The organism is Mucilaginibacter phenanthrenivorans (genome assembly GCF_024721155.1).
Classification (GTDB): domain Bacteria; phylum Bacteroidota; class Bacteroidia; order Sphingobacteriales; family Sphingobacteriaceae; genus Mucilaginibacter; species Mucilaginibacter phenanthrenivorans.
In genome coordinates this window covers 101,228-126,704 of sequence record NZ_JAHVAP010000006.1, presented here as the reverse complement: position 1 = coordinate 126,704, position 25,477 = coordinate 101,228, and the positions used below count along the sequence as shown (strand labels likewise).

At 43.2% G+C, this 25,477-nt stretch carries 26 protein-coding genes; 8 read left to right on the top strand and 18 right to left on the bottom strand.

The features are described 5' to 3' along the window. Positions 1-58: 58 nt before the first annotated feature. Positions 59-1,147 carry a glycosyltransferase family 2 protein gene (locus KXD93_RS15990; protein WP_258138229.1) on the top strand — a complete coding sequence of 363 codons (1,089 nt, stop codon included), beginning with the start codon at positions 59-61 and terminating at the stop codon, positions 1,145-1,147. A gap of 435 nt (positions 1,148-1,582) precedes the next feature. Here KXD93_RS15990 and KXD93_RS15985 read toward each other — a convergent pair whose 3' ends face one another. Continuing rightward, positions 1,583-2,206 carry a hypothetical protein gene (locus KXD93_RS15985; RefSeq protein ID WP_258138228.1) on the bottom strand — a complete coding sequence of 208 codons (624 nt, stop codon included), beginning with the start codon at positions 2,204-2,206 and terminating at the stop codon, positions 1,583-1,585. Between the two features lie 120 nt (positions 2,207-2,326). Between KXD93_RS15985 and KXD93_RS15980 the strand changes: the two genes are divergently transcribed. Then, a complete protein-coding gene (locus tag KXD93_RS15980; RefSeq protein ID WP_258138227.1) occupies positions 2,327-2,671 on the top strand; it encodes a winged helix-turn-helix domain-containing protein in 345 nt (114 codons plus the stop codon). 70 nt (positions 2,672-2,741) lie between these two features. On the opposite strand, the gene KXD93_RS15975 is transcribed toward KXD93_RS15980, so the two are convergent. The 10 genes from KXD93_RS15975 to KXD93_RS15930 all read right to left on the bottom strand — a co-directional run bounded on the left by KXD93_RS15975 (position 2,742) and on the right by KXD93_RS15930 (position 9,865). Next, the gene (locus KXD93_RS15975) at positions 2,742-3,443 is read right to left on the bottom strand and encodes a pirin family protein (protein ID WP_258138226.1); all 702 of its coding nucleotides are present in this window, start codon (positions 3,441-3,443) and stop codon (positions 2,742-2,744) included. Positions 3,444-3,449: 6 nt separating this feature from the next. After that, positions 3,450-3,956, bottom strand: coding sequence for a hypothetical protein (locus tag KXD93_RS15970; RefSeq protein ID WP_258138225.1), 507 nt, complete (start codon positions 3,954-3,956; stop codon positions 3,450-3,452). Positions 3,957-4,021: 65 nt separating this feature from the next. After that, positions 4,022-4,777, bottom strand: coding sequence for a dioxygenase family protein (locus tag KXD93_RS15965; protein WP_258138224.1), 756 nt, complete (start codon positions 4,775-4,777; stop codon positions 4,022-4,024). Positions 4,778-4,817: 40 nt separating this feature from the next. Continuing rightward, positions 4,818-4,979: a twin-arginine translocase TatA/TatE family subunit gene (gene tatA / locus KXD93_RS15960; protein WP_258138223.1), complete on the bottom strand. Its 162-nt coding sequence runs from the start codon at positions 4,977-4,979 to the stop codon at positions 4,818-4,820. 458 nt (positions 4,980-5,437) lie between these two features. Beyond that, positions 5,438-6,127 (bottom strand): 3-keto-disaccharide hydrolase, encoded by a 690-nt coding sequence (locus tag KXD93_RS15955; RefSeq protein WP_258138222.1) that lies wholly within the window; start codon positions 6,125-6,127, stop codon positions 5,438-5,440. A gap of 53 nt (positions 6,128-6,180) precedes the next feature. Continuing rightward, positions 6,181-6,420 carry a hypothetical protein gene (locus KXD93_RS15950; protein ID WP_258138221.1) on the bottom strand — a complete coding sequence of 80 codons (240 nt, stop codon included), beginning with the start codon at positions 6,418-6,420 and terminating at the stop codon, positions 6,181-6,183. A 152-nt stretch (positions 6,421-6,572) separates the two neighbouring features. Then, a complete protein-coding gene (locus KXD93_RS15945; RefSeq protein ID WP_258138220.1) occupies positions 6,573-7,412 on the bottom strand; it encodes a tetratricopeptide repeat protein in 840 nt (279 codons plus the stop codon). A 239-nt stretch (positions 7,413-7,651) separates the two neighbouring features. Then, entirely contained in the window at positions 7,652-8,608 is a 957-nt protein-coding gene (locus KXD93_RS15940) for an endo-beta-N-acetylglucosaminidase H (protein WP_258138219.1), read from the bottom strand. Between the two features lie 621 nt (positions 8,609-9,229). Continuing rightward, on the bottom strand, positions 9,230-9,604 hold the full coding sequence (locus KXD93_RS15935) for a hypothetical protein (RefSeq protein WP_258138218.1): 375 nt from the start codon (positions 9,602-9,604) through the stop codon (positions 9,230-9,232). A gap of 51 nt (positions 9,605-9,655) precedes the next feature. Further along, positions 9,656-9,865, bottom strand: a complete 210-nt coding sequence (locus tag KXD93_RS15930) for a hypothetical protein (RefSeq protein ID WP_258138216.1) — start codon at positions 9,863-9,865, stop codon at positions 9,656-9,658. 471 nt (positions 9,866-10,336) lie between these two features. On the opposite strand from KXD93_RS15930, the gene KXD93_RS15925 reads away from it, so the two are divergent. Beyond that, positions 10,337-11,188 carry a 4-hydroxy-3-methylbut-2-enyl diphosphate reductase gene (locus KXD93_RS15925; protein ID WP_258138215.1) on the top strand — a complete coding sequence of 284 codons (852 nt, stop codon included), beginning with the start codon at positions 10,337-10,339 and terminating at the stop codon, positions 11,186-11,188. A 105-nt stretch (positions 11,189-11,293) separates the two neighbouring features. Then, the gene (gene hemH / locus KXD93_RS15920) at positions 11,294-12,319 is read left to right on the top strand and encodes a ferrochelatase (RefSeq protein WP_258138213.1); all 1,026 of its coding nucleotides are present in this window, start codon (positions 11,294-11,296) and stop codon (positions 12,317-12,319) included. 69 nt (positions 12,320-12,388) lie between these two features. On the opposite strand, the gene KXD93_RS15915 is transcribed toward hemH, so the two are convergent. Beyond that, positions 12,389-13,351, bottom strand: coding sequence for an AAA family ATPase (locus KXD93_RS15915; protein WP_258138211.1), 963 nt, complete (start codon positions 13,349-13,351; stop codon positions 12,389-12,391). A gap of 7 nt (positions 13,352-13,358) precedes the next feature. After that, the gene (locus tag KXD93_RS15910) at positions 13,359-14,765 is read right to left on the bottom strand and encodes a peptidylprolyl isomerase (RefSeq protein WP_258138210.1); all 1,407 of its coding nucleotides are present in this window, start codon (positions 14,763-14,765) and stop codon (positions 13,359-13,361) included. Positions 14,766-14,967: 202 nt separating this feature from the next. On the opposite strand from KXD93_RS15910, the gene KXD93_RS15905 reads away from it, so the two are divergent. Both KXD93_RS15905 and KXD93_RS15900 read left to right on the top strand, forming a co-directional pair. Then, a complete protein-coding gene (locus tag KXD93_RS15905; protein WP_258138208.1) occupies positions 14,968-15,567 on the top strand; it encodes a hypothetical protein in 600 nt (199 codons plus the stop codon). A gap of 2 nt (positions 15,568-15,569) precedes the next feature. Further along, entirely contained in the window at positions 15,570-16,145 is a 576-nt protein-coding gene (locus KXD93_RS15900) for a non-canonical purine NTP diphosphatase (RefSeq protein ID WP_258138207.1), read from the top strand. Positions 16,146-16,200: 55 nt separating this feature from the next. Here KXD93_RS15900 and KXD93_RS15895 read toward each other — a convergent pair whose 3' ends face one another. Beyond that, positions 16,201-18,807 (bottom strand): OstA-like protein, encoded by a 2,607-nt coding sequence (locus KXD93_RS15895; protein WP_258138205.1) that lies wholly within the window; start codon positions 18,805-18,807, stop codon positions 16,201-16,203. 50 nt (positions 18,808-18,857) lie between these two features. Here KXD93_RS15895 and tilS point away from each other — a divergent pair, with 50 nt between their 5' ends. After that, complete coding sequence (tilS, locus tag KXD93_RS15890; RefSeq protein WP_258138204.1) at positions 18,858-20,192, top strand: tRNA lysidine(34) synthetase TilS; 1,335 nt, start codon at positions 18,858-18,860, stop codon at positions 20,190-20,192. Further along, positions 20,192-20,674 carry a hypothetical protein gene (locus KXD93_RS15885; protein ID WP_258138203.1) on the top strand — a complete coding sequence of 161 codons (483 nt, stop codon included), beginning with the start codon at positions 20,192-20,194 and terminating at the stop codon, positions 20,672-20,674. Before tilS ends, KXD93_RS15885 begins: the two co-directional genes overlap by 1 nt. A 101-nt stretch (positions 20,675-20,775) precedes the next feature. On the opposite strand, the gene KXD93_RS15880 is transcribed toward KXD93_RS15885, so the two are convergent. The 4 genes from KXD93_RS15880 to mutL form a co-directional block, all read right to left on the bottom strand. Beyond that, positions 20,776-21,885 (bottom strand): endonuclease/exonuclease/phosphatase family protein, encoded by a 1,110-nt coding sequence (locus KXD93_RS15880; RefSeq protein ID WP_258138202.1) that lies wholly within the window; start codon positions 21,883-21,885, stop codon positions 20,776-20,778. Next, the gene (locus KXD93_RS15875; protein ID WP_258138201.1) at positions 21,875-22,744 is read right to left on the bottom strand and encodes a rhomboid family protein; all 870 of its coding nucleotides are present in this window, start codon (positions 22,742-22,744) and stop codon (positions 21,875-21,877) included. Before KXD93_RS15875 ends, KXD93_RS15880 begins: the two co-directional genes overlap by 11 nt. A 107-nt stretch (positions 22,745-22,851) precedes the next feature. Beyond that, positions 22,852-23,589 carry a rhomboid family intramembrane serine protease gene (locus KXD93_RS15870; protein ID WP_258138200.1) on the bottom strand — a complete coding sequence of 246 codons (738 nt, stop codon included), beginning with the start codon at positions 23,587-23,589 and terminating at the stop codon, positions 22,852-22,854. 21 nt (positions 23,590-23,610) lie between these two features. Next, the gene (gene mutL / locus KXD93_RS15865; RefSeq protein ID WP_258138199.1) at positions 23,611-25,470 is read right to left on the bottom strand and encodes a DNA mismatch repair endonuclease MutL; all 1,860 of its coding nucleotides are present in this window, start codon (positions 25,468-25,470) and stop codon (positions 23,611-23,613) included. Between the last annotated feature and the right edge of the window lie 7 nt (positions 25,471-25,477).

The window sequence follows — 25,477 nt, the reverse complement described above, 5'->3', positions numbered from 1 at the left end:
TTATTATTTATTCTTTAATTTAACGCCATAATACTTAAAACCGAAATAGCTTTATAAAGTGATCATCGTTATCTCCATAACCCTGTTTTTTATCGTGTTGCGGTTTACGGTAACGCTTTTCAATTTTTTATCAAACCCAAAGCTAACCCGTGTTAGCCGCCGGTACGATAGCCTGGTATCTATCCTGATCCCTGCGCGAAATGAGGAGGCTAACCTCCTGTCCCTGTTACAATCCATCCAAAAACAGGATTATAAAAACTACCAGGTAATTGTTTATGACGATTGCTCAACGGATAACACCTATAAAATTTGTGCTGACTTTGCTGCCCGGCACCCCGACTTCAGCGTCATTAAGGGAGATGATTTGCCGGACGGATGGCTCGGCAAAAACTATGCATGTTACCAGCTCGCCCAAAAAGCTAAGGGCGAATATTTTTTATTTTTAGATGCTGACGACGAGGTAAGCAATCATTTGATAAACAGTGCTGTTCACCGCATGTATATTAATAAGCTTGGGCTACTGAGCTTGTTCCCCAACCAGCTGATGAACACCATGGGCGAGAAGGTTACCGTGCCGCTATTGAATTTTTTGTTATTGAATTTATTCCCCCTGCGACTGGTTTTGTTAACAAAGCAGGCATCGTTTGCTACAGCCTGCGGGCAATTTATGCTGTTTGATGCAAGCCTTTACCGCCAACACCAATGGCACGAACAAGCAAAGGATAAGGTAGTTGAGGATGCCGAAATTATGCGCCTTGTTAAAGCGGCATCATACAACGGGGAGGCCTTACTGGCAAACGGTATGATAAGCTGCCGCATGTACAAGAATTACCCGGAAGCGATAAACGGTTTCAGCAAGAACGCGCTGGCGGCCTTTAGCTATAGCGTTTTTGGGTTGATGGCCTATGTCCTGTTGCTCATATGCGGGCCAATGATCATCCTGATGACGCTCAATTATAACCTCATATTCTTTATGCTGGGGCTAATTGCCCTTACCCGGGTGATGATCTCGCTGGAATCAGGTCAAAATGCGCTGTATAACGTTATTTTACACCCTGTGCAAATGGCCAATATGGTTGTTATTGCCTTTTTATCGATCCAGAAACATTTGACGAAGACAAATGTGTGGAAGGGGAGAAGGGTTTGATGTGCGGATTGATTGATGTGCGGATGTGCGGATTATTTTCTGAACCATGATTTCTTTGATTATAGGATCAAAGGATGCATTTGGTAGAATCAGGGTCATCCTTAAATCCTAAAAATCATGGTTCAAAAGGAAATATAGCAAACAACTTTAAACAAACCTTTTTTGCATAATATAGGTCTTTCGGCAAAAGGTGCAATAATACTTCCTGATTTCGAGGAAGAATAAAAATGTTTTCACAAACCAGCCCCGGTGTTTTTTACAATCGAAATTATCCCCGCACGACGGGCAATAATGGATGGGTTTTAGCTTTATAACAGTTCTCAATAAGTAGGTTTTTTACCGTATTACGGGAAACCGGTGCTTTTGGTTTTGCTGAATTTAGTACATATGGGAAAATTATGGTTCAAAACAAAGTGCAACAGGTGAAGCGTTCAATTAGTTAAATGTGAAGCCCAGTTGTAGGTTTAAGCCCAATGAGTAGGGATCGCTGTTACCAAACCGGTTGGGAAGCGACAGGGCCACAAAATAATTTACCGCCTTTGAACGGGCATAAACCTGGTTAAAAACCGGGGTGAAGCCATACCTGCCCGATGTTTCAAAGGCCAGGCGGGTGACGATGGTAAAGCCGTGATCGAAACGAAACATAGTACCCGGATCGATCAATAAGTTGCTAACCTTGCTGCTGCCGCCCGACGCCCTAATGGTAGGCGTAAGCTCGTAGCTAAAGCCAAACCTTTCGCTGTACAGCACATTTACACCCACAGGGAAACCAATGCTGCTGGTGTGATGAGCAAAGTTGGGTGTGAATTTACCGGCTGACAAGGTTTCGAGCGGAAGGATAAAACTCAGGTAGCCAACGACCCTCGGGTAAGCTGGCTTGGGTTTTATTTTTTGGTAAACAGAGCCTGCATATCTTATCGAGTCGGGTGGCACGTCCTTTATTTGTGCGGATGCGGTTTGCGATAAAAACGATGTGGCAATCATCATTATCAATAAGGAAATTTGGAGCGGACGGTAATTGGTAGTTTTACGGGTTGGTAGAATTAAATTTTTGTTCATAATGGTAGAAGTAAGGGACAAAAGCAGACGAATATAATCGTTGTATATTAAAAAGTATAACGAAAAACAAATAAAGCACATTGTTTGCATAAAACGCCACATTTTTAATACTTTTAATTGATGATGGATTCAACATTCACAATAAACGGGCGGATCTGGCTGGAGCGGGACGGGCAAAAGCTGCTGGGGCGCGGCAGGGTTGAGCTGCTGGAGCGCATCCGCGATTCGGGTTCCATCAGGCAGGCCGCGCTGCAGATGGCCATGTCGTACAAACAGGCGTGGGACATGATCAACGATATGAATGCCCGGTTCGATTCGGCGTTAGTGACATCCCGCCGCGGTGGTAAGGGCGGCGGCAATGCAACCGTTACTGAAAAAGGACTCGCCGTTATCGAGCAATTTCACGTGCTGGAAAATAAGTTTAAGGATTTTATGGCGGATAGCGTCGGCGTGGTTGAATTTTGAGTGTCGACAAAAATTATCAGGCCTTCGGAGGTAACAACATTACAAAGCGCAAAATCATCTATCGCAAGTGTTATTGTAAAGGTACTTCTATTATCAACAGTATAGCGTTATTTGAGAGTGCTTCAAAAGCTACTTCATCCACATCCCATAAAGCCAGGCCGTCTCCCTCGTGTAGTAATCGATATTGTACCTCAAGTGCACCTTGTACGGAATATACAAACACGCCGTTTGCCGGATTTTTCTTATAATAGGTGTCCTCCTGGCGTCCGTTCAGCTTTATTATGGCACCCGAATAGCTGCTGTTTTGAGGCGCTTCGGCGTGGAAAAGATCAATTAGCTGATAGTTGCCTAAATCGAACGTGGATTGGAAGGAGGAATACGTTTTATCCGCCAGGGTTTTAATCCAAATCTGCAGGTACTTTACCAGCTGATCCGGGTATGGATTTTTAACCTCGTAGCTGCCTCCCGAAGGAAGGCTCAACACCTGGATCATACCGGCTTTTAAAATGCCTGTATTTTCGTTACCGGCTGAAAACTCAATTGCGCCAACCACCGGCAGCAAGATTATATCCGTGTTTTCCTCCACCAGCCATTTTAAACTTTTGCCGCCATCCAGCGTGTCTTCATTAAGCACATAAAGACTGCCAAAAGGATTTTTGTGTTCACGCTGATAGCTGCCAAAATTAAACATATATAAACTGCGGAACCAGCTGGTTTCGGTAAGGCCCCGTTCGTTAGCCAGGTAGATTTTGCCTTTAGATTGTGTGATCATCTGCGGTTATTTTTTTAAGGAATAAATGCTCAAAAATGGCTGCATTGCAAATATTTCCGTTAAAATTTCTCCATGTTCATCAAGCTTGCCATTATCGGCAGATACCAGCAGCTGGTTACCTATCGTATCATACCAGGTTAACGGCTCCGAAATAAAGTTAATGGCAATTTGGTGTTTGGAGATGTCCCTTATATCAGAATTAATAAGCTCGAACCGGTAATTTTTAAACGGTAAAAAGCGTTTGCCCAGCGTGTTAATAATATCAGGCATCTTTCCATAAAGCTGCTTTAAATACCCGATTACAGACGCGCTGACAAGAAAATGAAGTTTTTCGGCCCCGGGAACATAGTGGATCAGTTCTCCGAATGTGAAATATTTTTTATCGGCATTAAAAGTTTGCGCCTGCATTAAAAACTCCTTATAGGTTTCTTCAAACACAAACTTTTCCCATGGGTCCTGCGAGGATGCGCTGATGATCTTCCGGTATAATAAACGAATTGTGGCTTTTTCCATGTTAGGTAAAATAAGAGAAGACGCTGATAAATAGCGCCTTCCCTATTTATAATTATTCAACGAAATTAGGCGGCAGCATAAATAGTCATTGTAAGTACATATCCTGCGGATACACTCCCGGTAACGGTTGATAATTCAGTTGATAAAGAATCACTGAAAACCATATCGGCAGTGTTCGCAGTATCCTGAACGCCCCGATTGGAGTAAGGAGATGCCGTTGTATAAACCGTATTGCAAACGTCGGTTGGAAAGGCAATTTGGGTTATCAATAGCGATGTGCCTGCTGAATTATAAATATGGGCGTGAATATGCGGCGCTCTTGGCGAATACCATCCGGGGAAAATACTGGTAAATGTTACCAGTCCGTTAGCATCAGTGGTTTGCCTGCCTCGCAAAAAATGAGAGGCTGTGTAATCTACTGTGGAGTAACCACCTCCCGGGGTATCGGTATATTCAGAATAATAACCTAAGGCTGTGCAATGCCAAATATCAACCAGGGCACCGGACAAGGCGGCACAGTTGTTATTGGTATTGCAAACAGTAATCTTAATGGTTAACGGCACGCCTGTTTGCCCGTCAACAATATTGCTCCTTACGTATGACGACGGCGTTATTGTTGGATAAGGGCCCGCGGTTTCAGAAGCGGTTGAAGTACATGATCCGCTGGATGATGAGCTGCTGGACGACGAACTGCTTGATGAACTGCTGCTGGTGGTCGTTGTTGTTGTGTCAGAATCCTTTTTGCATGAGTTAGCTAAAGGAGCTATAAAAGCCACACCCAGTGCAGCTAATCCGCCTTTTAAAAATAGTTTTCGTTCCATTGTATAATTGAGTTAAAGCCGTTGTTATTAAAATCAATTCCTAATTATCCTTTTCGTCGCTTTTGGTTTTGCCCTGGGCATTGTTGAATTCCTTAATACCACGACCAAGGCCCCCCATCAGTTCCGGTAGTTTTTTCCCTCCGAATAAAAGTATAACCACCATAATTATTAAGATCAATTCAGGTGCTCCTAATCCGCCCATAATTTTTATTTTTTAAAAAGCTGTAATAGATAAATTAATTTCACTTTTAGTACAAGGGATCTGTTAGTGCCTGCAGCACATATCTTCCTTCTTAAAAGCTTAATGTAAAAGTGCCTTTGAAAACCTTAGCAGGTTATTCTTTATCGACGAACTTATGGTTTGTGTCGATATAATATATATTAATAAGCAGGATGGTATTTTAATATAGGGATGGGGTTTGGTTACTGTGGTTTTTTTGGGAGAAGATAAGGGAAGCGGGAGGCATTTGAGGTGAAGCCTGCCATCATATAAATGCCATGGACTATATTACTCCCGAATCGGATAAGGTATTTTGTAACATAGCATTTGGGCTTGCTAAACGCGGGCACGCCCTCACCCTTTTGTCGGCGCTGCATACGCATATCCCGCACCATTAGGGATAGCTGCGGCGCGGTTGAATTTTGAGGATATAATTACACCTACAACCGTTTAATCCGGATATTCCTTAACCACACCTTTTGCCCGTGGTGCTGCAGCATGATGTGCCCGCCGGTTGATTTGGCGAAGTTAGGGTTGGTACGGTATTTACTTTTGGCGATAAGCTCATTCAGTTCCTTCGAATTGATTTCGTACTCCACTACCTTTTCGCCATTGATCCATTGTTCCACATGCCCGTGGTTAACCAGCAAGCGGGCGGTGTTGAATTCACCAACCGGTTTAAGGTGTTTGTTTGTTGGGGCGATCAGGTCATACAACGAACCGGCGGAGCGCCTTGGTTCATGGTCGTTAAAATCGATATCATCCAGGATCTGGAACTCAAAATTATCAAGCCAGTTTGGGCTGTTGCCATTCCCCGACTCATGACTTGAATTTTCCTGCACATTATAGAAAATACCGCTATTGCCTGCTTTGGATACCGCCCATTCTAATGTAAGTTCAAAATTTGTATAAGTTTCCTTGCTTACCAGGTCGACGTTTGGCACGTCGGGCTGAGCTACCAGGGCGCCATTTTCTACCTTCCATGCATCCGGAAAGGTATCCATTTTGTAGCCGCGCAGTTCATTTACGGATTTTCCGTCGAACAAATAATGCCATTTATGGTCATTTTGGGCACAGGCGTTATGACCGATGCCAGCAATTACAAAAAAAAGGAACAAAAGTTTTTTCATTGTTTCACAACCTGGTGATCATCAAAGCTATTGAAAAAACGCGGAATGCTGATCTATTTAACCACCAGGTCCGCCGCCTTTTTCACGTTGCGTTTTTTTACGCCCGTTTTCTTGCTGATGACGCCCGAAGCAAGGTCTTTTGCCTCATCCTTCAACTTATGTTTTATGGATTTTCGCACTTCGCCGCCGCTCTCGGTTAAATATAAATAAGCCAGCGCGCCGGTAGCCACTACTGCAACCACAGCTAATGCGATCAGTCCGGTGTTGTCCTGTTTTACAAATGGATTTTTCATAGGGAGTAGTTGTTTTAATGTTACCCAGATAACAATTCGTACTCCCAAATGTTTATCGCAAAAACAATATTCTATACCGCAGTGATAAACATAAATAGGCAATCACGCCTCTGCCGGCATTACTACCAAATGGTTATCACAGGCGTTTGATTTTATTGTTTAACAGTTGCCGATTTCTTAATAACGAAATTGAATTTCTTACTATCAAGGCTTTTGATCTGTGCGGAATCTGTTGCTGCTGTTTTGTACTTTCCGGTTTCAATATTTTTTTTCACCTGCAGGCTTTCCTGCGATTTCGGATTGGCCTCCAATGCCTTATTTACCACCTGCATTGATTGTTCTTTTTTATTTACCAGGGCAAGCGCTTTGGCAACTACCAGGCTTGATTTCTCATCGGTATAAACGGGCTGTTTCATTGTTTTCAAAATCCCCACAATTTTTTGTGTAGCGGCGGGGGTTAAAGTAGCTTTACCGCTATCAGCGGCGGCAATGCTGTTATCCAGTTGCCTGATACTTTGCTCGTAATTGTTTTTTACAGCCACTTGCTTTTCTATCCCTGCTTTTAAATTGATCGCCTGCGGCAAAGCGGCGTTTAGCGACAACGCCTTTTGGTTATAAATACTGGCATCATCATATTTTCCTAAAGCGTAATAGGCTTGAGAAATATTATTGAGTGCAACAGGATCATTTGCTGCCCGTGTGGTATCAAAGGTGGCAACCGATTTTTCCAATTTTTTCTGCAAAGCTGTATCAGCAGGGTTTTGAATCAGCTCAGTCGCTGTTTTTTCGATATCAATTTTTCCATTATCATAACTAACGGATTTTATGGCTGGCCACCCGATCATCACAATCGGCAGAAAAAAGAACGGCAGCAAGGAAACAATGTTTTTACCCTTAATAACATTCCAGATCAATGCAAAAACCAATGCAAGAAATAAAATCCCGCCGGTGATCATCAAAATGATTTCGTATAAATAAAGACCCTGCAACATGGTAATGAGATTTGAAATTAACTATTTGCGATAAAAGGTTTTATTAGTTAGGGGCTACGGGCAAAAAATATTGCTTTATACACAATATTTAACTCTAAGTAACGAAAAAGAATTGAAAATCAAGCATTATTACAATAATGCTAACCGGCTTAAAACAATAAAGAACAGACCATTAAGCCTGTTCTTTATCAAAATTAATTAACCTGCGAACAACTTGTAAAGGCCCGCACTATTGTTATTTATGGCGCGTAAATGGTACTGGTTCCATAAAGGGCATTGGATACGCTGGTTAAATAAGTATGGGTATCAGCGTCGGATAAATTATAGCATAAGTAAATACCATAGGCGTTATTTACAGTTTGCGTAGCTAAAGAAGCCGCTGTAGAAGCACTGGTGCTTTGAATATCAATAGCAGCAGGGCCTAAGTTGCTTTTAGCTAAACCCGGTACGTTTGGTACAGAATAGGTTCCGTATATCGCATTCCAGCTATAGTTTACCTTTGAACCTACGGTAACGCCATTAAAAGATAAATGTGACGCTGCAGGCCCGTAATCGTAAAATGAAATGATTTTTGTTGGCATCAGAGAGCGCAGCGCAGTTACCAAATAAACAAATGAACTTGAATTTGGCTGACCGGTTCCATTAGTTCCGTAATCTGCGTACTCATCATCAAAGTCTATCCCGTCGAGCCCGTAAGTGGTAACCGCATTGCTTAATAACTGGGCAAATGCAGTTGCCGCCGCCTGGGTTGGGAAATTACAGATCCCTGCGCCCTGGTGGTTTCCTAAGATGGACAATAGTACTTTAACCCCCTTAGCCTGCAGCGATTGGATATAGGTAGTGTGCCCGGTAAGTACAGCCTGTGTTTGGGTGTTGTAATAAAGAACAGCCGTATGTGTGGTTGTGTTATAATTGATATTGGCTGCAAATATTATAGCGATATCAAAGAGCTGCTGGCCGGTTGATAATTTGTATTTACCTACATCCCTGATGTCGTAATTATTTACTTCAACATAGCAAACAGCTTTGGGTCCGCTAACGCCAATGGCGTCGGTATGTAGCTTATTTGCTGTTGACAGGTCTGGCGAGGCATCAGGAGCTTTCATAGCGTCCTTTTTACAGGCAGAAATAAAGATCAGCATAAAACAAACTGCAGCTACGGCAGCCTTTTTTTGGAATAAAGTTCTCTTTCTCATTTTTGTTTTTTTTGGTTTATGTAAAAAATTGATTGTAGAAGTACTGTTATGCTTTCCGTTTATCCATAGGCAATTGTTTTAAGTTGATATTTATTACTTTGGTTAAATAAGACCTTATCATTTATTTTTTATTTAGGATTTAAAAAGAACCGCCCGCATTGCCGGGTGATATGGAATAGCATAATGCCAGAAAAAACGATGGCCTATTAAAATAATTGAACTTGATTTTGTTTTGTGTCATTTAAGTTTAGGTTAAATCGGCCTTGCAATCAATTTGGTTATGCTTGTAAATCCGGCAGGTAATGGAAATCCAAACCCTGGATTCCAACCTGTATATTGATTTTATTGTCGAATATAAGAGTATTATTTAAAACCAGAGAAAATTTGAGTGCTTATTAGTTAATTAATTGACTGCGTTCAACAGGGTTGAAACACTACCCATGGTTTATGCCTGCGCTGTATCTCGCACTATTTGTGAATTCGCCCTTGTTACTCCCGTTAAAAGCTAGATCCTTTTCTCGTATTATTATTTCGTTGCACATTTGGCGCTAACGTCAATTCGCTTAAATGCATCAAGTCTTTGATTTGAACTTTAAGTTCACAAATTTGCGTCCTGCTGGACTATGAATTATTATTTATGAATTCAGTCTTCCTAGACGCGTTATTTATGATGTTTGATAAGAAAAGCCCCCAATCGAATTCGTCGTCATCGAGATATTCGACAGGTGGTATATGGTTAAATGCAATTTCAACGGAGTACTTAAAACTTGCAATTAGTGACGTTTCGTCAAAGAGAGAGAATTTTCTTTGCCCATTCACATTTAAGATTTCGGTTTTTGCGGTAGTACGTTCGTCGACAACGTATCTGAGGTCGTTTAACTGCAAAAATAATTTGTTGTGGTCAGCAAATAAACCCGAAATTAAGCCGTCAATATCCGTAAACCAACCAACCGTTTTTCTTTTGGAATTGTCTGTTAGCTTTGTGTTATTTCTCAAATCAAAAAATTGATTTATGGAGTTAAAATTTTGAAGAAACATATTGTAAAATTAAATTTTAATAACTAGGTCTTCGTTGCCAGTCGTTAATGCGCCTTCTATCCCCCCACTTTGCGCGAAAATGCCGAGGCGGCCTTTAGAGGCGGGGTTCTCGTGACCATTCCAAAATGCCCATGATTTGTACCCGCCAACCAATGTGGATGATGCCCATCGTTTACTTACCTCCGGATCAGCTAAGATATCTAAATAAAAACACCGCATTGCCGGTTATTTGGCAAGCGGTATATTCTCTCATTTTGGCATTTTACAACATAGCCTATTGGCTACCTAAACGCGGGGCACGCGTACGCTTTTGACAAGTGTAAACTTATAACCGGATTAATCATCAAAATTGTAAAGCTGTTTTGGGAACGCTGATAATCAGCATGTTTCACAGCGTTCCGGGTGTTCCATGTGGAAAAATGGAACGCTTTGGAATAAAAAAACCTGCGAATATGCTGTCTGCAGGGTAAACTATATCTTGTTAGGGTGACATAAAGTGTAAACTTATAACAGGATTAATCATCAAAATTGTAAGGTTGTTTTTTGGGAACGCTGATAATCAGTGTGTTTTCATAGCGTTCCGGGTGTTCCATGTGAAAAAATGGAACACCTAAATGGCGGAACGACACAATTTTTCAGCTCAAAAACTTACTATCCAATAACAAACATTTTCGTTAATTTTGTGGCACCATGGGAGATTACCAGTTAAAAGTTACTATTGACCAGGATTCGGGTTTTTGTTTCGGGGTGGTTTATGCCATTGATATGGCGGAGGAGATCCTGGCGGAGGACGGTTACCTGTATTGCCTCGGCGATATCGTACACAACGACGAGGAGGTGGAGCGCCTGAAGGCCAAAGGCCTGCGCATTATTGATCACGCCGAACTGGTAAACCTGAGTAACGAAAAGGTGTTGATCCGCGCCCATGGTGAAGCGCCGGATACCTACCGCACCGCTTTGGAAAATAACATTACGCTGATAGATGCATCGTGCCCCGTGGTGCTGAAGCTGCAGAACCGCATCAAAACGTCATTCGATGCCAATGAGAAGATCCTGATCTTCGGCAAGCATGGTCATGCTGAGGTGGTGGGCCTGCAGGGACAAACCAACAATGAGGCGCTTGTTTTCCAGGATCTTGCGGAGTTGGATGGTGTGGAACTGCCGGAAAATATCACCCTCTACAGCCAGACCACCAAAAGCATGGAAAAGTTCTACAACGTGAAGGACCAGCTTTTGCAACGCGGATATAACCTGAAGGCCAACGATACCATTTGCCGCCAGGTATCAAACCGCGATAAGGACCTGCCTAAATTCGCAACCAGGTTTGATAAGATCGTTTTCGTATCAGGCCAAAAATCATCTAACGGAAAGGTATTGTTCGAGGTGTGCCGCAAGCATAATCCCAATACCTATTTTGTGTCGTCGGTGAGTGAGCTGCAAAGCAGTATGTTTTCTCCGGGCGATACCATAGGCATAGCCGGTGCAACATCCACTCCAATGTGGCTGATGCAGGAGGTGAAGGCGGCTTTGGAGGCCTATTAATTGGCAGCGTAACAGCCGCCCGGTTCAATGTTTACAACCATTAACTCTATTTTCAACTAATCGCTGATCTCTGATCGCTAATCTCTATTTTTGCTCCGCAAAATCATGGCTAAAAAAGGAATTTTACTGGTTAATTTGGGTACGCCCGATAGTCCTGAAACTAAGGACGTACGCAAGTACCTCGATGAGTTTTTAATGGACCCGAGGGTTATTGACATCAATCCTATTTCACGTGCCTTGCTCGTAAAAGGGATTATAGCGCCGTTCAGGGCACCGAAGTCGGGTAAACTGTATAAGTACATATGGGACAAGGAAACCGGCTCTCCGTTGATGCATTACAGCAAACTACAGCACCAGGCACTCCAACAGCGTTTAGGCGATCAATACCAGGTGGAACTGGCCATGCGTTATCAAAGCCCGTCTATCGAGGCGGCGCTGGGACGGCTTAAGGCTTCGCTCGTGGAGAGTATCCAGGTTATAGCCTTGTTCCCGCAATATGCTTCGGCAAGTACCGGTTCGGTTTATGATAAGGTGATGGACCTGGTGCGTAAATGGCAAACCATCCCGTCCATATCATTTGTGAACTCGTTTCATGATAACGATTTGATGATCAAGGCTTTCTCCGATAATGGAAGAAAATACAATCCCGAAACGTACGATCATATCCTGTTCAGCTTTCATGGTCTGCCACAGCGTCAACTGATAAAATGTGACCATACCGGTAATTACTGCCTAAAATCGGCAGATTGCTGCCAAACGTTTAACGATGTTAATAAATATTGCTATTCAGCACAATCATACCATACGGCTAAACTGATTGCCGAAAAACTTGATCTGCCAAAGGAAAAATATACAATTTGCTTTCAATCGAGGTTAGGCAGCGACCCCTGGGTTCAGCCTTATACCAGCCAGGTGGTCGCCCAATTGGCTAAAGAAGGCAAGAAGCGCCTTTTGGTGTTTTGCCCCGCCTTTGTTGCCGATTGCCTGGAAACTGTTTATGAAGTTACGGTAGAATACGGCGACGAATTTAAAGCTCTCGGTGGTGAACACGTGCAATTGGTTGAAAGCCTGAACGATTCCCCAACATGGATTGATGCACTGGAAGAAATGGTTGTGGGGAAGAAGTCCTGAGTTTTAAGTCTTAAGTCCCGAGTCTTAATTAAAACGCTAATTGCTTTTGACTAAGGACTACAGACTTCTCTAAAATAACTGTTCAATAATATCATCAGCCGATAGCCCCTCTGCTTCGGCATGGTAGCTGCGAACTATGCGGTGCCTTAGGATCGGTTTTGCAATAGCCTGTACGTCCTCAATATCCGGCGAGTATTTACCGCTGATCACTGCATGACATTTAGCGCCTAAGATCAAAAACTGCGATGCACGGGGGCCTGCGCCCCAATTTAGTAATCGCTTTATTTGTGGAGATGTAAATTCACCATTCGGGCGGGTTTTAGCTACAAGTTTCACAGCATATTCCAGCACGTTATCGGCCACCGGAATATTGCGAACCAATTGCTGAAAATAGATAATCTGCTCGGCGTTCAATAACTTGTTTACCGTTTTAACATCTGTACTGGTGGTGTTCCTTACTACCTGTAGTTCCTCCTTAAATGTAGGGTAATCAAGCGCCACGTTAAACATAAACCTGTCGAGCTGTGCTTCAGGCAGGGGGTAGGTGCCTTCCTGCTCAATAGGGTTCTGTGTAGCCAGCACAAAGAACGGCTGCGAAAGCTTGTGTGTGACCCCCGCTGCGGTAACCGCCTTTTCCTGCATTGCCTCTAAGAGGGCTGCCTGGGTTTTTGGCGGGGTGCGGTTAATCTCGTCGGCAAGAATAATGTTTGCAAATACAGGGCCGGGGATAAACTTAAAATTGCGGTCTTCACCTAATATCTCAGAACCGATAATGTCTGAGGGCATTAAATCGGGCGTAAACTGGATGCGTTTGAAATCGAGATCCAACACCTGTGCTACGGTTTGTACCAGCAAGGTCTTTGCCAGGCCGGGTACACCAACCAACAAACAGTGCCCATTACTAAAAATAGAAATGAGCACAGATTTAAGCACTTCCTGCTGGCCGATAATTACCTTCCCAATTTCAGCAGATATTTCCTGATAAGCCTGCCTTAAAGCGTCAGCAGCCTCCACTTCTGAGCGGTGTTGCATATATTAGTTAAGGTTTTGTTGTTGATTCAGCTGGTGTAACATCAACAATTGCAGGGGTAGGTGTACTCCAGCCTTTCAATACCGGGCAACCCTGGTATTCCGGATCGATGCGAATAAAGGTTTCCTTACGTTTCTTTTCAAACCATTCGCTAACTGTGCGGCCTACCTTTTCGTTATTAGCAAACTCTTTTATTTTCGGGTAATCCTGTGCTAAATTTGCCTTATGTGCGTTGCTGGTTGATTTTAGATATAAAATTTTATAACCTTGCTTACCATCTGGTCCGGTAAATAAAAATGGCTTCGAAATGCTTCCAACCTTCATAGTGTCGGTTACAAGAGCAACCTGCGGATCAAGCTTATCGGTAGGAATAAAAGTTGAACGGGTTTCAACGCTCTCGGCATTTAAAAGCATACCGCCGTTAAATTTGGTGTCCTTATTATCAGAGTAGTAGGCAGCTGCGGATGAAAAATCAATCGTTTTGTTCTTTCCTAATAAAGTATAAATACTATCAGCCATTGTTTTGGCCCTGGTTAGGCTTTCCTGGGTAACAACCGGGATGATCAGGATGTGACGCACGTGTACCTGTTCACCGCGGCGTTCGATCACTTGTAAAAAGTGAAAGCCTGTTTCCGTCGATTCAAAAACCGGAGAAATGTCGCCCGCCTTAAGCTTAAATGCCATCGCAGTAAACTCTTTTACATATGCTGTACGATCGGCAAAGCCTAAATCACCACCGTTTGGCGCCGAGCCAGGGTCCTGGCTGTAAAGGCGTGCAAGCTTACCAAAATCTTCACCTCCTATTACCCTTTTCCGAAGCTCTTCGGCTTTGGCTTTATACGCTTCTTTTTCAGCAAGCGTAAGTTTCGGGTAAAATACTATTTCACCTACTTCAACCTCTTTGTTAAAGGTTGGTAAACTGTCAACAGGGATCTTCTTATAAAACTTTTCAACGTCTTGCGGTGTAGTGTTTACGTTGGTGGTAATTTTTTGCTGCATCTTTTGAGCAATAAGACCCTCCTTAATATCCGGGCGAACTTCATCCTTATATTGAAGGACTGTTCTGCCTAAATATTGCTCCAGTCGATCCTGGCCGCCAGCTCTCTGGATCATGGTGCGCATCCTGCGATCAACGTCAGCATCAACTTCATCATCCTTAACTTCAACGCTATCGATGATTGCTTGCTGTGCCAGCAGCTTTTGCGTAAGCAATTGCTGCAAAATCAGGCATTTAAATGCAGGGTTTGGTTGCATACCCTGGGCAATATTGGTTGCATATTTTAATTCAATATCTGATTGAAGAATAATGCTGCTGCCTACAACGCCTGCAATTTTATCAAGCGTATGTTTTGGTTGCGCCTGTACGGCGGTTATAAATAAAATAAAACTAAAAATGGCTATCCCAAACTTTCTCATGTACCTTATGCTAATTACTGTGCCGGTTATGCCGGGCTTAAAAACTTTCGAATTTCGGTAAAATTTATGAATTACAACCCTTTAATTAGTTGTAACTGTTGATAATTGTGCGAATATGCCGATAATGCTTCAAACTGTTTACTTACTTTTGGTTAAAATTTGTTAAATACTCCCTATCAGGGGTACATTAATTTGAAGCCGAGTGAACATAGAAAACCCGATAGCGTATAGTTTTATTATGCAGGACGAAATTTACCTGCTGAATAAGGATAAAGAATTTTATAAGGAACACGCGGTGTCTGAACAGGTAGCCACGGTTGCCCCGCCTGAAGTTGCAGTCACAGTGTCTGAGCCTGTAACAATTGTTGCTGAACCTGAACCGGCGTATATCGCGACTGTTGTTGAGTCAATGACAAAACCACAGCCTGTAAGCTTTAATTATTTAGGGGGCAATAAGAGGAATTTCCTGGTTATAGTTCATTACCAGGAGCATGATTTTATGCATGATAAACATCTTACTGCCCTTGAAAGCACCCTTAGCCGTTTAGGCTTTAACAGGGACGATGTGGCGATTTTTAACAAAGCGAAACAAGATGCTGAATTGGAGGGTTTGACCGCATTCTTTAAGCCGGAGAAGTTGCTGATAATGGGAAAAAATAGTTTGCCTATAGGCATTTCCATCGAATTAAATAAGCTGACGCAAATAAGTAACTACCCGGCTTTGTTCACCTTTAGCTTTGACGAGATGATGGACAGCGTGGAGAACAAAAAGGCGTTTTGGGAACAAATGAAGCAACTGTAAGTATGCACAAGTTAGTTTTTGCCACAAATAACGCCCATAAGCTGGAAGAAGTTGCCGCTAAAATTAAAGGGCAGATCCAATTATTAAGTCTGGATGATATTGGTTGTTTTGATGACATTGCTGAAACAGGGGTAACGTTCCGGGAAAATGCTTCAATCAAAAGCCATTACATACATGATAAGTTTAAGCTGGATTGTTTTGGCGACGATAGCGGCCTTGAAATTGACGCCCTTAACAGCGAGCCAGGCGTTTACTCCGCGCGATATGCCGGCGAACACGGCAATCACGAAGCCAATATAAATAAAGTACTTGCCGGTCTAAAAAATGAGACCAATCGCAAGGCTCGTTTTAGAACGGTGATCTCGCTGATTTGGAATGGGGAGGAGCATTTTTTTGATGGAACAGTTGAGGGAACAATCCGGCACGAACGATCAGGCAGCAAAGGTTTCGGCTACGATCCCATTTTTCAGCCTGATGGATACAACATAACATTTGCTGAAATGAGTTTGGATGAAAAGAACAGGATAAGCCACCGGGCAATAGCGGTAGAAAAGCTGGTGGCGTTTTTGAGCAAATAGTTTTTTACCTGATCGGTTTAAAACAGGATCTAATTCATAAGAAAGTCAGTTAACCTTACTGTTCTGCAGGCTTTTTTATTACTCCCGGTTTGTTGGCTGTGCTATCCTTTGCTGTTTTACCGGGCACCGCAGGTAATTTAGTCGGGTCAACCTTAGTAGCCGTATCCTTAGCTGCCTTAACAGCGGGTAGTTTTGCAGGGGAGTTGGTCACACTGTCCTTAGCCGCTTTTACCCCAGGCAATTTTGCAGGAGCAGTACCTGAGCTATCCTTCGCCGTTTTTAAGCCAACTGGTTTTGGCGGACCTGTACCGGTACTGTCCTTCGCCGTCTTAGCGCCGGGCGGTTTTTTGGCATCTGTCTTAGCCTTTTCCTTTGCAGCCTTAGCCTGGGCCTTCCGGGTGTAGGATGGGATAATTGATTCCTTGGAGATTGGTCGTTCCTTGGGCTTCCATATAAAGCCCTTTAATATTTTATCGTCCTCAGTAACCTTGGCTATCGGCGTGTACTTATGCTCGGGTTTAAGGTAAAAGCCTACGTTGGTAGCCTCGTTGTTTTTGAAATCCACGCGAATGCTGGTACTCAGGGACCGCTCCATACCGCTCACCTTTGTTGTTCCGCTATCGCGGGCAAAGTAAATACTTTCGGCATTGCCGTCAATAAACATCCGGTGCAGTTTATCATCCTTAAAATAGCCCCGCATTTTCTTGCCGCCAATCTGGTTAAAATGCACGGAGTCATCCTTCTCCAGGTTTACGATGAAGGCGTGCGGAAACATGGTCATGTTATCCATTTTTTTATGCTTCATCTGCAGGTAAATGGTATCGCCGGATAGTTGTGAGCCCTGTGTCCAGATGATAGGGTTAACATAACAGCGTATGGTTGAATCACTATTGCTGTAAAACATCGAATCGCCCTTAGCCTGCAAATCCGATTTAAACAGCTTAAAATTATGGTGCGCTATCACAATTCTTATCCGCGCGGTATCAAGGGGCTCCAGTTTCTTAGCCGTTGCTACTGAGTCATCGAATTTAACCTTTCGCACACTATCAGCAGCAAGCTGTTTTTTGCTCGGCAGCTTTACCGGTTTTTTAGGTGCCGGTTTAGGCTTGCCAAAAAACTCACGGTGATAAAAAGAAGTATCCTTTTTAATACCTGCCTGGATGCCGGTTAAAAACTTCGACGGCTTTTCTACCTTTTTCGGCTTCGACGAAGTATCCCTGATATGCGCCAGCCGTTGCTTTTCCTGGTAGATCTTCAGGTCCTTATACATGAGGATCTGCGTTTCTATCGTATCGGCCGACATATAAACCGAGTCGCGCTTTATATGGCTGGTATCCTTAACCACTTTAGGTTGCAGTGGATGTGGTTGTCCTCTCATTAACGGGCTGCTCCCTGTTTTTTGAGGCGTTTTAATTTTTACAATTCCCGGAATTATTTTTTCCTGAACTGCCTTCAGGTTAGTGTTTTTTAACCCAACAGGTGGCTTTTTTATTAGGGAATCTATTTTTTTATGGATGGTTCCCGTGTCTACTGGTAGTTTTTTTAACACCGAATCAACATTCACATTGCCCGCTTTTTTTAGCAGATCGGGATTGTATTTACGTGTGTTTAATACCGTATCGGTTTTGCCGGGAATGGTTTGCTTTATCAATTTTTGCATATTGATTACAGGCTGCCCCTTTGCCGGTTTAACCTTTGCCAATGAGTCGGCCTTTTTGACGGAATCAACTTTTGCCAGCGAGTCGGCATTTGTGGTATCCTTTTTCTCCGTCACTATAATTATATAGGGATCCACGGTCATTATGGTATGCTCCTCGGCTTTAAAATAGGTGCCCAGGCCACCCTTTATGGTCGTTTTTTGCTCCTTGTCGGTAAATGTCACATGTTTAACGGCCCGGCCATATCCCTTAATCTTGTCATAAAATAAACTGTCACCCTTTAGTGATTTTGTTCCGGCTGTGTACAGGTTGTTTTTGCCGAATGCCGCCTGCTCCGTTGTGGTATTGTAGGTTCCGTTTTCGGTGTAAAGTGTGTCGTTGTCCTTTTTACCCTTTTCCTTTTTTGTGCCGTAAATATGGGTTGGCCCGTAAAAATAGGAGATCTTGGTATGCGTATTATACCGCATGGTATCGGTTATTACCAGCGCGTCGGGTGTGGTAAGTGACACATTATAGCGAAAATATGAATCGTGCGAACCGGCAAAATAGTAACCATTCTTACTTAATAGTGTGTTGTCCTTATTTACCAGCTTGCCGCCATCGGTATAGGTGCCGATCTTTGTTGCCGTATTGTAGGTTAAATAGTTTGTGGTAAGTGTGGCGTCCTTGTCAACCATGCGCACATTATCCGTAAGGATGGCGACTTTGGTGTTGCCGTCGTAATGCAGCTTGTCGGAATAGATGTTCAGCGTATCACCCTGGTTAATGATCACGTGGCCGAATGCATCAACCAACTTGTCCTGCGGGTAGAAGTAGGCGCTGTCGGAAGTCAGCGTAGAGAAATCCTGCCTGAACGTGCCCTGGTAAACCTTTATCAGGTCCTTGCCGTTCACTTTACTGCCAAAGCTTTCCTTAGATTTAATAAGGTTCACCACAGTTTTTTTCTGGCAAAAAGCTGCAGTAGTAATTAGTAATAAAAAGGCAGATAAGACGTATTTCCTCACGCTGGCAAAATTAGTTTTTTGTTGGGGTTTTAAATTAATAATTTTGATGGATGCTGCCGGTTAAAAATTTCATTGATTTTATTGCTCAAAATAGCTTGTTTAGCCAGCAGGATAAAGTGCTCGCTGCGGTAAGCGGGGGTATGGATTCTGTGGTTATGGTTCATTTACTCAAATCAGCAGGCTTTAACTTTGGCATTGCACATTGTAATTTTCAACTCCGCGGCGATGAATCAACCGGCGACGAACAATTTTGCCGCCAGCTAGCCGGGCAATTTGAAGTGCCCTTTCATCACATTAGCTTTGATACATTAAAACACGCTGCTGACGATAAGGTTTCAACTCAAATGGCCGCCCGTACCCTGCGTTACCAGTGGTTTGAACAGGTAAGGCAACAGGCTGGTTATTCGGTTATTGCGCTAGCTCACCACCAAAACGATGCAATTGAAACAATATTGTTAAACCTTACACGCGGTACAGGAATTGCAGGGCTGCATGGTATTTTGCCGAAAAACGGACTGCTGGTAAGGCCCATGCTATTTTTAGGTCGGGATGAAATTCAAAATGCCATAAATGAATTAGAGATTGCTTACCGCGAGGATAGTTCAAACGCATCAGCAAAGTACGCCCGTAACAAGATCAGGCTGGAAGTCATCCCCAAATTGAAAGAACTAAACCCTGGGCTGGAAAAAACCTTTGAAAATAACCTGCAGCGTTTCAGGGAGTTGGAAGAGCTATTAGCAGCCAAAGTTGCTGAATTAAAGGAAAAAATAATTGTCGATAAGGGAAGCGAAGCCCATATACCATTGGGCGATATAAAGGCGCTGCAACCACAAAGGTTGCTGTTGTTTAACTTACTACAGCCTTATGGTGTAAATGAAACCATTGTGGATGATATAATTGCCTCGTTGAATAAGCATTCCGGCAGGACCTTCGAGACTGCGGGTTTTAGGCTGATCCTTGACAGGGGGAAATTGATAATCACGGTGAATAACACTAAACCGTTGGAGGAAACGCAAATAAATATCAACGACAGGGAGGTAAACTACACCAACTATAAGATGAATATTTTACATGACGATAGCCCCCTTATCGTAAAAAATAACCCAATGGCGGTATCTGTAGATACTGCATTGCTTATATATCCGTTAACCTTGCGCGGCTGGCAGCAGGGCGATTATTTTTTTCCGCTGGGAATGAGGGGAAGGAAAAAGGTGAGCGACTTTTTTATCGGCGAAAAGGTATCTTTGCATCAAAAGGAAGCAATCCCCCTGGTGATTAACGGAAACGGCGACGTGGTATGGATTGGGGGCTACCGGCCGGATGATCGTTACAAAGTTACCGATAACACCAAAAAAGTAACTATATTCGAATTGTATAAACTATAATGAGCGATAAACCGGCTTTTATTGAAAAACAGTACCTCGGCAGGGAATTTATTCCCATTACCATTCGCCTGGTGCTGGCTATGTTTTGTTTTGCAGCTTATTTTTTTACGGATGAGCGCGAACGGAACGGCAACCTGCTGATAGTTGTTGGTTTTGCTATCATCATCATCTCCATCATTATGGGGTACCTGCTCCATTTCCGTACCCGCATCGAAAATAAAAGCATTTTGCTCGACGGCCTTTGGACAACCCGCCTGGTAAAAATTGACTTGAACAGCATTGTTAAGATCGAAAAAAAGGAATACAGCCGGTATTTGTTTAACAACCCGGTTTATAACCTCCACCAAAAGGGTACTATCCGCTTCTACTGCGCCGGCAAGGATGCCATCTACTTAACCGACCGCGACGGGCTTGTTTATATCGTTGGCTCGCAACACCCCAATGAATTTTTAAGAGCGATTAACGAGGAGCGGAAAGGGTAAAGGTTCATTTGTTCAGTCGTTCATTAGTGCATTGGTAAATTAGCAGATAAAAGATAGGCGAACTTTCTACTAATGAACGAGTGAACTAATCAACCAATAAACTATTTCAAAATCAAATCACTCATTACCGGGTAATGATCCGATAATTTTTTCTGGATGATCAAATAATTTTGGATCTCGAACTGGGGGCTTGCCATGATATAATCTATCTGGTAATTGGGGAAATCGCCGTTATAGGTGCGGCCAAAGCCTGTGCCGTCTTCGCGAAAGGCATTTTTTAACCCCTTCGACATTTGATTAACAGCGTATGAGGATGGTGTGTCGTTAAAATCGCCCGAGATGATATAGGGATATGGGCATTGTGCCGCGTGTTCCTTTATTTTAACCACCTGGTCGCTGCGTTTGATGAATGCAGTTTTTAATTTACTGCCCACCCGCTTTACAGAGGAACCATCGCCCTTGCCTTGTTTGGAAATGCTGTTTAGGTATTTATAATCGTCCGGATCGAAGCGGATAGATTGCAGGTGTACGCTGTAGACCCTGAATTGCTTGTCGCCCTTTTTAATGTCGATATATAAACAGGAGTTTTCGCCTAATTTATTGCTGAAAGGAACAATACCATGGGCTACAATCGGAAATCTTGAAAAGATGGCAGGCCCAATGGCCTCCTGGGTGTTAGCTATTACCGGTTCAAAATAATACCAGTTGGTACCCATTATTTTCAGGATGGAGTCGCGCATATCATACTGCCCGGTTTTACGGGTGTAAAATTCCTGGAAGCCAATAATGTCGGGCCGGTGTTCGGCTATCAGTTGCAGGATCTCCTGTTTTGTAGAGATATCGTTATTGGAGCCGTAACGCTTAAAATTATGCACATTATAGGTCATCATATGCGTTACCATCGCGTTTGGTCCGTATGAGCCCGACGATTGCATATGCAGTGCAAAACTGTTACGCAGTACATTCCATCCTACAATAATGCAAACCAGGGAGAGTAAAAAATGCCATTTTCTCCTCAGCATCCAGTAAAGCATAAAAGCAATGCTGCCAATTAATAAAAGCGGATAAGCAAGACCGAAAAAGGCAAAGACCCAGGCTTTTTTGGGATCGACAATAGGGGCAAGATAACTGATGAGGAGGGCCAAACACAGCAGAGCGTTTAACCAGAAGATTATTTTATCAAAAAACGAGAGTTTGCTTTTAACCTTCATTACTGCTTGCCCGGAATAATATTTCTTTTTCCTGTTTATTCAGGCTATCATATCCCGATTGCGAAATTTTATCTAATATAAGGTCTATTTCTTCCTGCCGCGGCTTTCCATCCGATTTTCCGAAAGAATTTTTTGAAACCACCTTTAATTTCGATTTTGACTTGAAGATGTTTGCAATGCCTGCAATCCAGTCGTGGCCTTTTTGCAATTGTTTAATGTATACGAAGCCCATCAGCGCACCACCCAGGTGGGCAATTTCGCCGCCGGCATTGGGGCCGATGGTTCCCAGAAAGTCAAGAACAAGAAAAAAGGTAACCAGCCATTTTAATTTAACCGGGCCTATTAGTATGATGGATATTTCATAGTTGGGCAGCAAGGTGGCGGTAGCTACAATTATAGCCATTACAGAGGCCGACGCGCCAACCAATGTGCTGGTGGCAGCTGCGTTATCCTGTGTGAAGAATGGCAGCGTATTGTAACATAAAATATATAATAAAGCGCCTGCCAGGCCCCCCATAAAATACAGCCCTATTGTGCGTTTATTACTCAAATACTCTTCAAAGATTTGCCCAAACCAATACAGCATCAGCATGTTAAAAAGGATATGCAACACTCCCGCATGCATAAACATGTAGGTAACAGGTGTCCAGAATCTTACCGGTAAAAGGTGCAAATTGGCAGTCAACAATAAATATTCGTTACTGAAATTGTCAATAATATGACTGCGGAATAATAAGGTTTCTAAAACGGACGTAATGTTAACCAGCAAGTAGACAATAACATTGATCCCGATAAGCAGGTTCAGTTTATTACCTGATCGCAGCATTTTATATTGTAAGTTTTGCCAGAGCGTACTCATAAGTTTGTGTCCTTTATTAGCTGATAACTAACAATTTGAAAAAAAGTTGTAGCGTATTTTCTATTTTACAATTTATAAACAGAAGTCGCTCTATTTTGAATAAAAAATCACTGAATCCTATGCAGTTTCCAGGCTTTTATCAATATAAAACCAAGTAAAGCCCCGCCAATGTGTGCAAAGTGGGCAACAGAATCGCCTGTGGTCTGTCTAAAGCCTAAATAAATTTCGAGTAATACATAACACGATACCAGGTATTTGGCCTTTATCGGGACCGGAATAAAAAGCATCATCAATTCCATGTTGGGATAAAGCATGCCAAAAGCAACCAATATCCCGAATATTGCCCCGGAAGCTCCCACAAGTGGCGCAAAATAGATTCCATAGAGCTTTTCTGCCTGGTCAACTTGCAGCGCTTCGGGAACGCGAAGCTGGCTAAGCAGTTGCTTATCGGCGGCAGTAATAGTAAATGCCCCGACAATATTATGCACCTCAATAGCCTGAACAAACATTTGAAGCAAACCGGCACCTATACCGCAGATAAAGTAAAAGTTCAGGAATTTTTTGGGGCCGATGGAATATTCTAAAATAGGACCAAATGAAAACAGGGCGAACATATTAAATAAGATATGTTCAAAGCCGCCGTGCATAAACATATAGCTGATAAATTGCCACGGCCTAAAACCCGGGGAGTCAAAATAAAATTCGCCAAAGATCTGGGTGACAGGCCCCTTGGGCGATTGATGGTCAAACAGTAAGTAAGCAAGAAAAAATATGACATTAATGATCAGCAGGTTTTTTACAACCGGTGTTAAATTAGCGAATGGTGATTGCCTGTATGCGCTCATAGTATAAATTATGCCTTGTGGCTATTTTTCAAATCGTTCTAAAAGTTCGTTCAGCGTAAATGTAGTAATTACCAGCTTACCGTTTAATGCAAGATTTGGCATCTGGCAGGCAAAAAGCTGGTCGATCAACAAATTCATTTCTTCTAATGACATCTTTACGCCTGCCTTCGTTGCAGCGTTACGTGCTAAACTTCGTGCAAGGCTGTCCCGCTTGTCGAGTTTCAGCACCGACTGGTTGTTTTTAAAGCCTTCCAGCAGCTGTTCCAATATCTCGTGTTCCGAGGCATTGTTCAGATCGGCCGGAATGCCCTCAACCACTACCGTGTTTTTACCAAACTCGCGGATGTCAAATCCCAGCGCACGAATATCGGGTAAAAGTTCCTTTAACAGTTCAAAATCGCTGCTATTTAATGTAACCGATTCCGGGAACAGGCTTTGCTGGCTTACACCCGAATGATTTTGCAGCTGCTGTAAGAAACGCTCGTACAGGATTCTTTCGTGTGCCGCCTGCTGGTTTATCAGCATAAAGCCCGATTTTATGGGCGATAGGATGAATCGGTTCTGCAGCTGGAACAACTGCCGTTCACTAGGTTTGTTAATTTCCTGCTCGTCGGCAATAATGCTGATCTCCTCGTAAACCTCGTGTTGTACGTTGGTTTCCTTTTTGCTGATCTCGTACAAAGTATCCCAGTTTTTCGGGGTGGGTGAGCTGCGATAATCGCCATTGCTTCTTAAAGACGGCTCTTCGCGATAAGAATTGCCACCACCGGTATTAAACGGGTTAAAATCGGGGTTGAAAGTTATGGTAGGGGGAACTATCTCTTCCAGTGGTTTCAACGTAACCAAATGTTCGATGCTGTTCTCCTGATCGAAATCCAAACTTGGGGTAATATTATATCTACCCAAAGAACGCTTTACCGCCGACCGGATAATGGCGTAGATGGTTTGCTCATCCTGGTATTTTATTTCTGTTTTTGTGGGATGAACGTTGATATCGATCTTTGCCGGGTCTATCTCTATAAATAAAACATACAGCGGGAACGTATCCTCGGGCAACAGCTCCTTAAAGGCCATCAGCACTGCGTGGTTTAAATAGGCATCCTTTATAAAGCGACTGTTCACAAAAAAGAACTGCTCACCGCGGGTTTTACGGGCAAACTCCGGCTTACCCACAAAGCCCTGCAGCTTAACCACGTTCGTATCCTCTTCAACAGGCACCAGCCGCTCGTTATAATTATTGCCGAACAAATGGATGATGCGCTGCTTTAGCGTAGTTGCCGGCAGATGGTAAACTTCCTGCCCGTTATGGTGCAGCGTGAAAAATACATCCGGGTGTGCCAAAGCAATGCGTTGCAGCTCATCTATTATGTACCGCATTTCCACCGGGTTGCTTTTTAAAAAGTTACGGCGGGCGGGCGTGTTGTAAAACAGGTTTTTTATGGAGATGGAAGTACCGGGGTTAGCCGAGCAGGCCTCCTGGCTGATCACTTCTGATCCCTCTATGTTAATACAAGTACCCAGTTCATCCTCATGCCGGCGCGTTTTTAACTCTACCTGGGCAATAGCGGCTATGGATGCCATGGCCTCGCCACGGAAACCCATGGTGCGGATGGCAAACAAATCCTCGGCCTTGCGAATCTTGGATGTTGCGTGGCGCTCAAAGCACATGCGTGCATCGGTAACGCTCATGCCGCAGCCGTTATCAATAATTTGAATTAACGATTTTCCCGCGTCCTTTACTATCAGCTGGATCTTATCGGCCCCCGCGTCTATCGAATTCTCTATAAGTTCCTTTACCGCCGATGCCGGCCTTTGTACCACCTCGCCTGCGGCTATCTGGTTGGCAACTGAATCCGGTAAAAGCTGTATGATATCTGACATTTTCTAA

Excerpts from the sequence above, each read along its gene's own strand:
- KXD93_RS15930 (WP_258138216.1), bottom strand. The coding sequence starts at position 9,865 with ATGCGGTGTTTTTATTTAGATATCTTAGCTGATCCGGAGGTAAGTAAA.
- KXD93_RS15885 (WP_258138203.1), top strand. The coding sequence starts at position 20,192 with ATGAGCGATAAACCGGCTTTTATTGAAAAACAGTACCTCGGCAGGGAA.
- KXD93_RS15870 (WP_258138200.1), bottom strand. The coding sequence starts at position 23,589 with ATGAGCGCATACAGGCAATCACCATTCGCTAATTTAACACCGGTTGTA.
- KXD93_RS15910 (WP_258138210.1), bottom strand. The coding sequence starts at position 14,765 with ATGAGAAAGTTTGGGATAGCCATTTTTAGTTTTATTTTATTTATAACC.
- KXD93_RS15970 (WP_258138225.1), bottom strand. The coding sequence starts at position 3,956 with ATGGAAAAAGCCACAATTCGTTTATTATACCGGAAGATCATCAGCGCA.
- KXD93_RS15980 (WP_258138227.1), top strand. The coding sequence starts at position 2,327 with ATGATGGATTCAACATTCACAATAAACGGGCGGATCTGGCTGGAGCGG.
- KXD93_RS15985 (WP_258138228.1), bottom strand. The coding sequence starts at position 2,206 with ATGAACAAAAATTTAATTCTACCAACCCGTAAAACTACCAATTACCGT.
- KXD93_RS15945 (WP_258138220.1), bottom strand. The coding sequence starts at position 7,412 with ATGTTGCAGGGTCTTTATTTATACGAAATCATTTTGATGATCACCGGC.
- KXD93_RS15880 (WP_258138202.1), bottom strand. The coding sequence starts at position 21,885 with ATGAAGGTTAAAAGCAAACTCTCGTTTTTTGATAAAATAATCTTCTGG.
- KXD93_RS15875 (WP_258138201.1), bottom strand. The coding sequence starts at position 22,744 with ATGAGTACGCTCTGGCAAAACTTACAATATAAAATGCTGCGATCAGGT.
- tatA (WP_258138223.1), bottom strand. The coding sequence starts at position 4,979 with ATGGGCGGATTAGGAGCACCTGAATTGATCTTAATAATTATGGTGGTT.
- KXD93_RS15915 (WP_258138211.1), bottom strand. The coding sequence starts at position 13,351 with ATGCAACACCGCTCAGAAGTGGAGGCTGCTGACGCTTTAAGGCAGGCT.
- KXD93_RS15955 (WP_258138222.1), bottom strand. The coding sequence starts at position 6,127 with ATGAAAAAACTTTTGTTCCTTTTTTTTGTAATTGCTGGCATCGGTCAT.
- KXD93_RS15940 (WP_258138219.1), bottom strand. The coding sequence starts at position 8,608 with ATGAGAAAGAGAACTTTATTCCAAAAAAAGGCTGCCGTAGCTGCAGTT.
- KXD93_RS15975 (WP_258138226.1), bottom strand. The coding sequence starts at position 3,443 with ATGATCACACAATCTAAAGGCAAAATCTACCTGGCTAACGAACGGGGC.
- KXD93_RS15900 (WP_258138207.1), top strand. The coding sequence starts at position 15,570 with ATGCACAAGTTAGTTTTTGCCACAAATAACGCCCATAAGCTGGAAGAA.
- hemH (WP_258138213.1), top strand. The coding sequence starts at position 11,294 with ATGGCTAAAAAAGGAATTTTACTGGTTAATTTGGGTACGCCCGATAGT.
- KXD93_RS15925 (WP_258138215.1), top strand. The coding sequence starts at position 10,337 with ATGGGAGATTACCAGTTAAAAGTTACTATTGACCAGGATTCGGGTTTT.
- tilS (WP_258138204.1), top strand. The coding sequence starts at position 18,858 with ATGCTGCCGGTTAAAAATTTCATTGATTTTATTGCTCAAAATAGCTTG.
- KXD93_RS15965 (WP_258138224.1), bottom strand. The coding sequence starts at position 4,777 with ATGGAACGAAAACTATTTTTAAAAGGCGGATTAGCTGCACTGGGTGTG.
- KXD93_RS15950 (WP_258138221.1), bottom strand. The coding sequence starts at position 6,420 with ATGAAAAATCCATTTGTAAAACAGGACAACACCGGACTGATCGCATTA.
- mutL (WP_258138199.1), bottom strand. The coding sequence starts at position 25,470 with ATGTCAGATATCATACAGCTTTTACCGGATTCAGTTGCCAACCAGATA.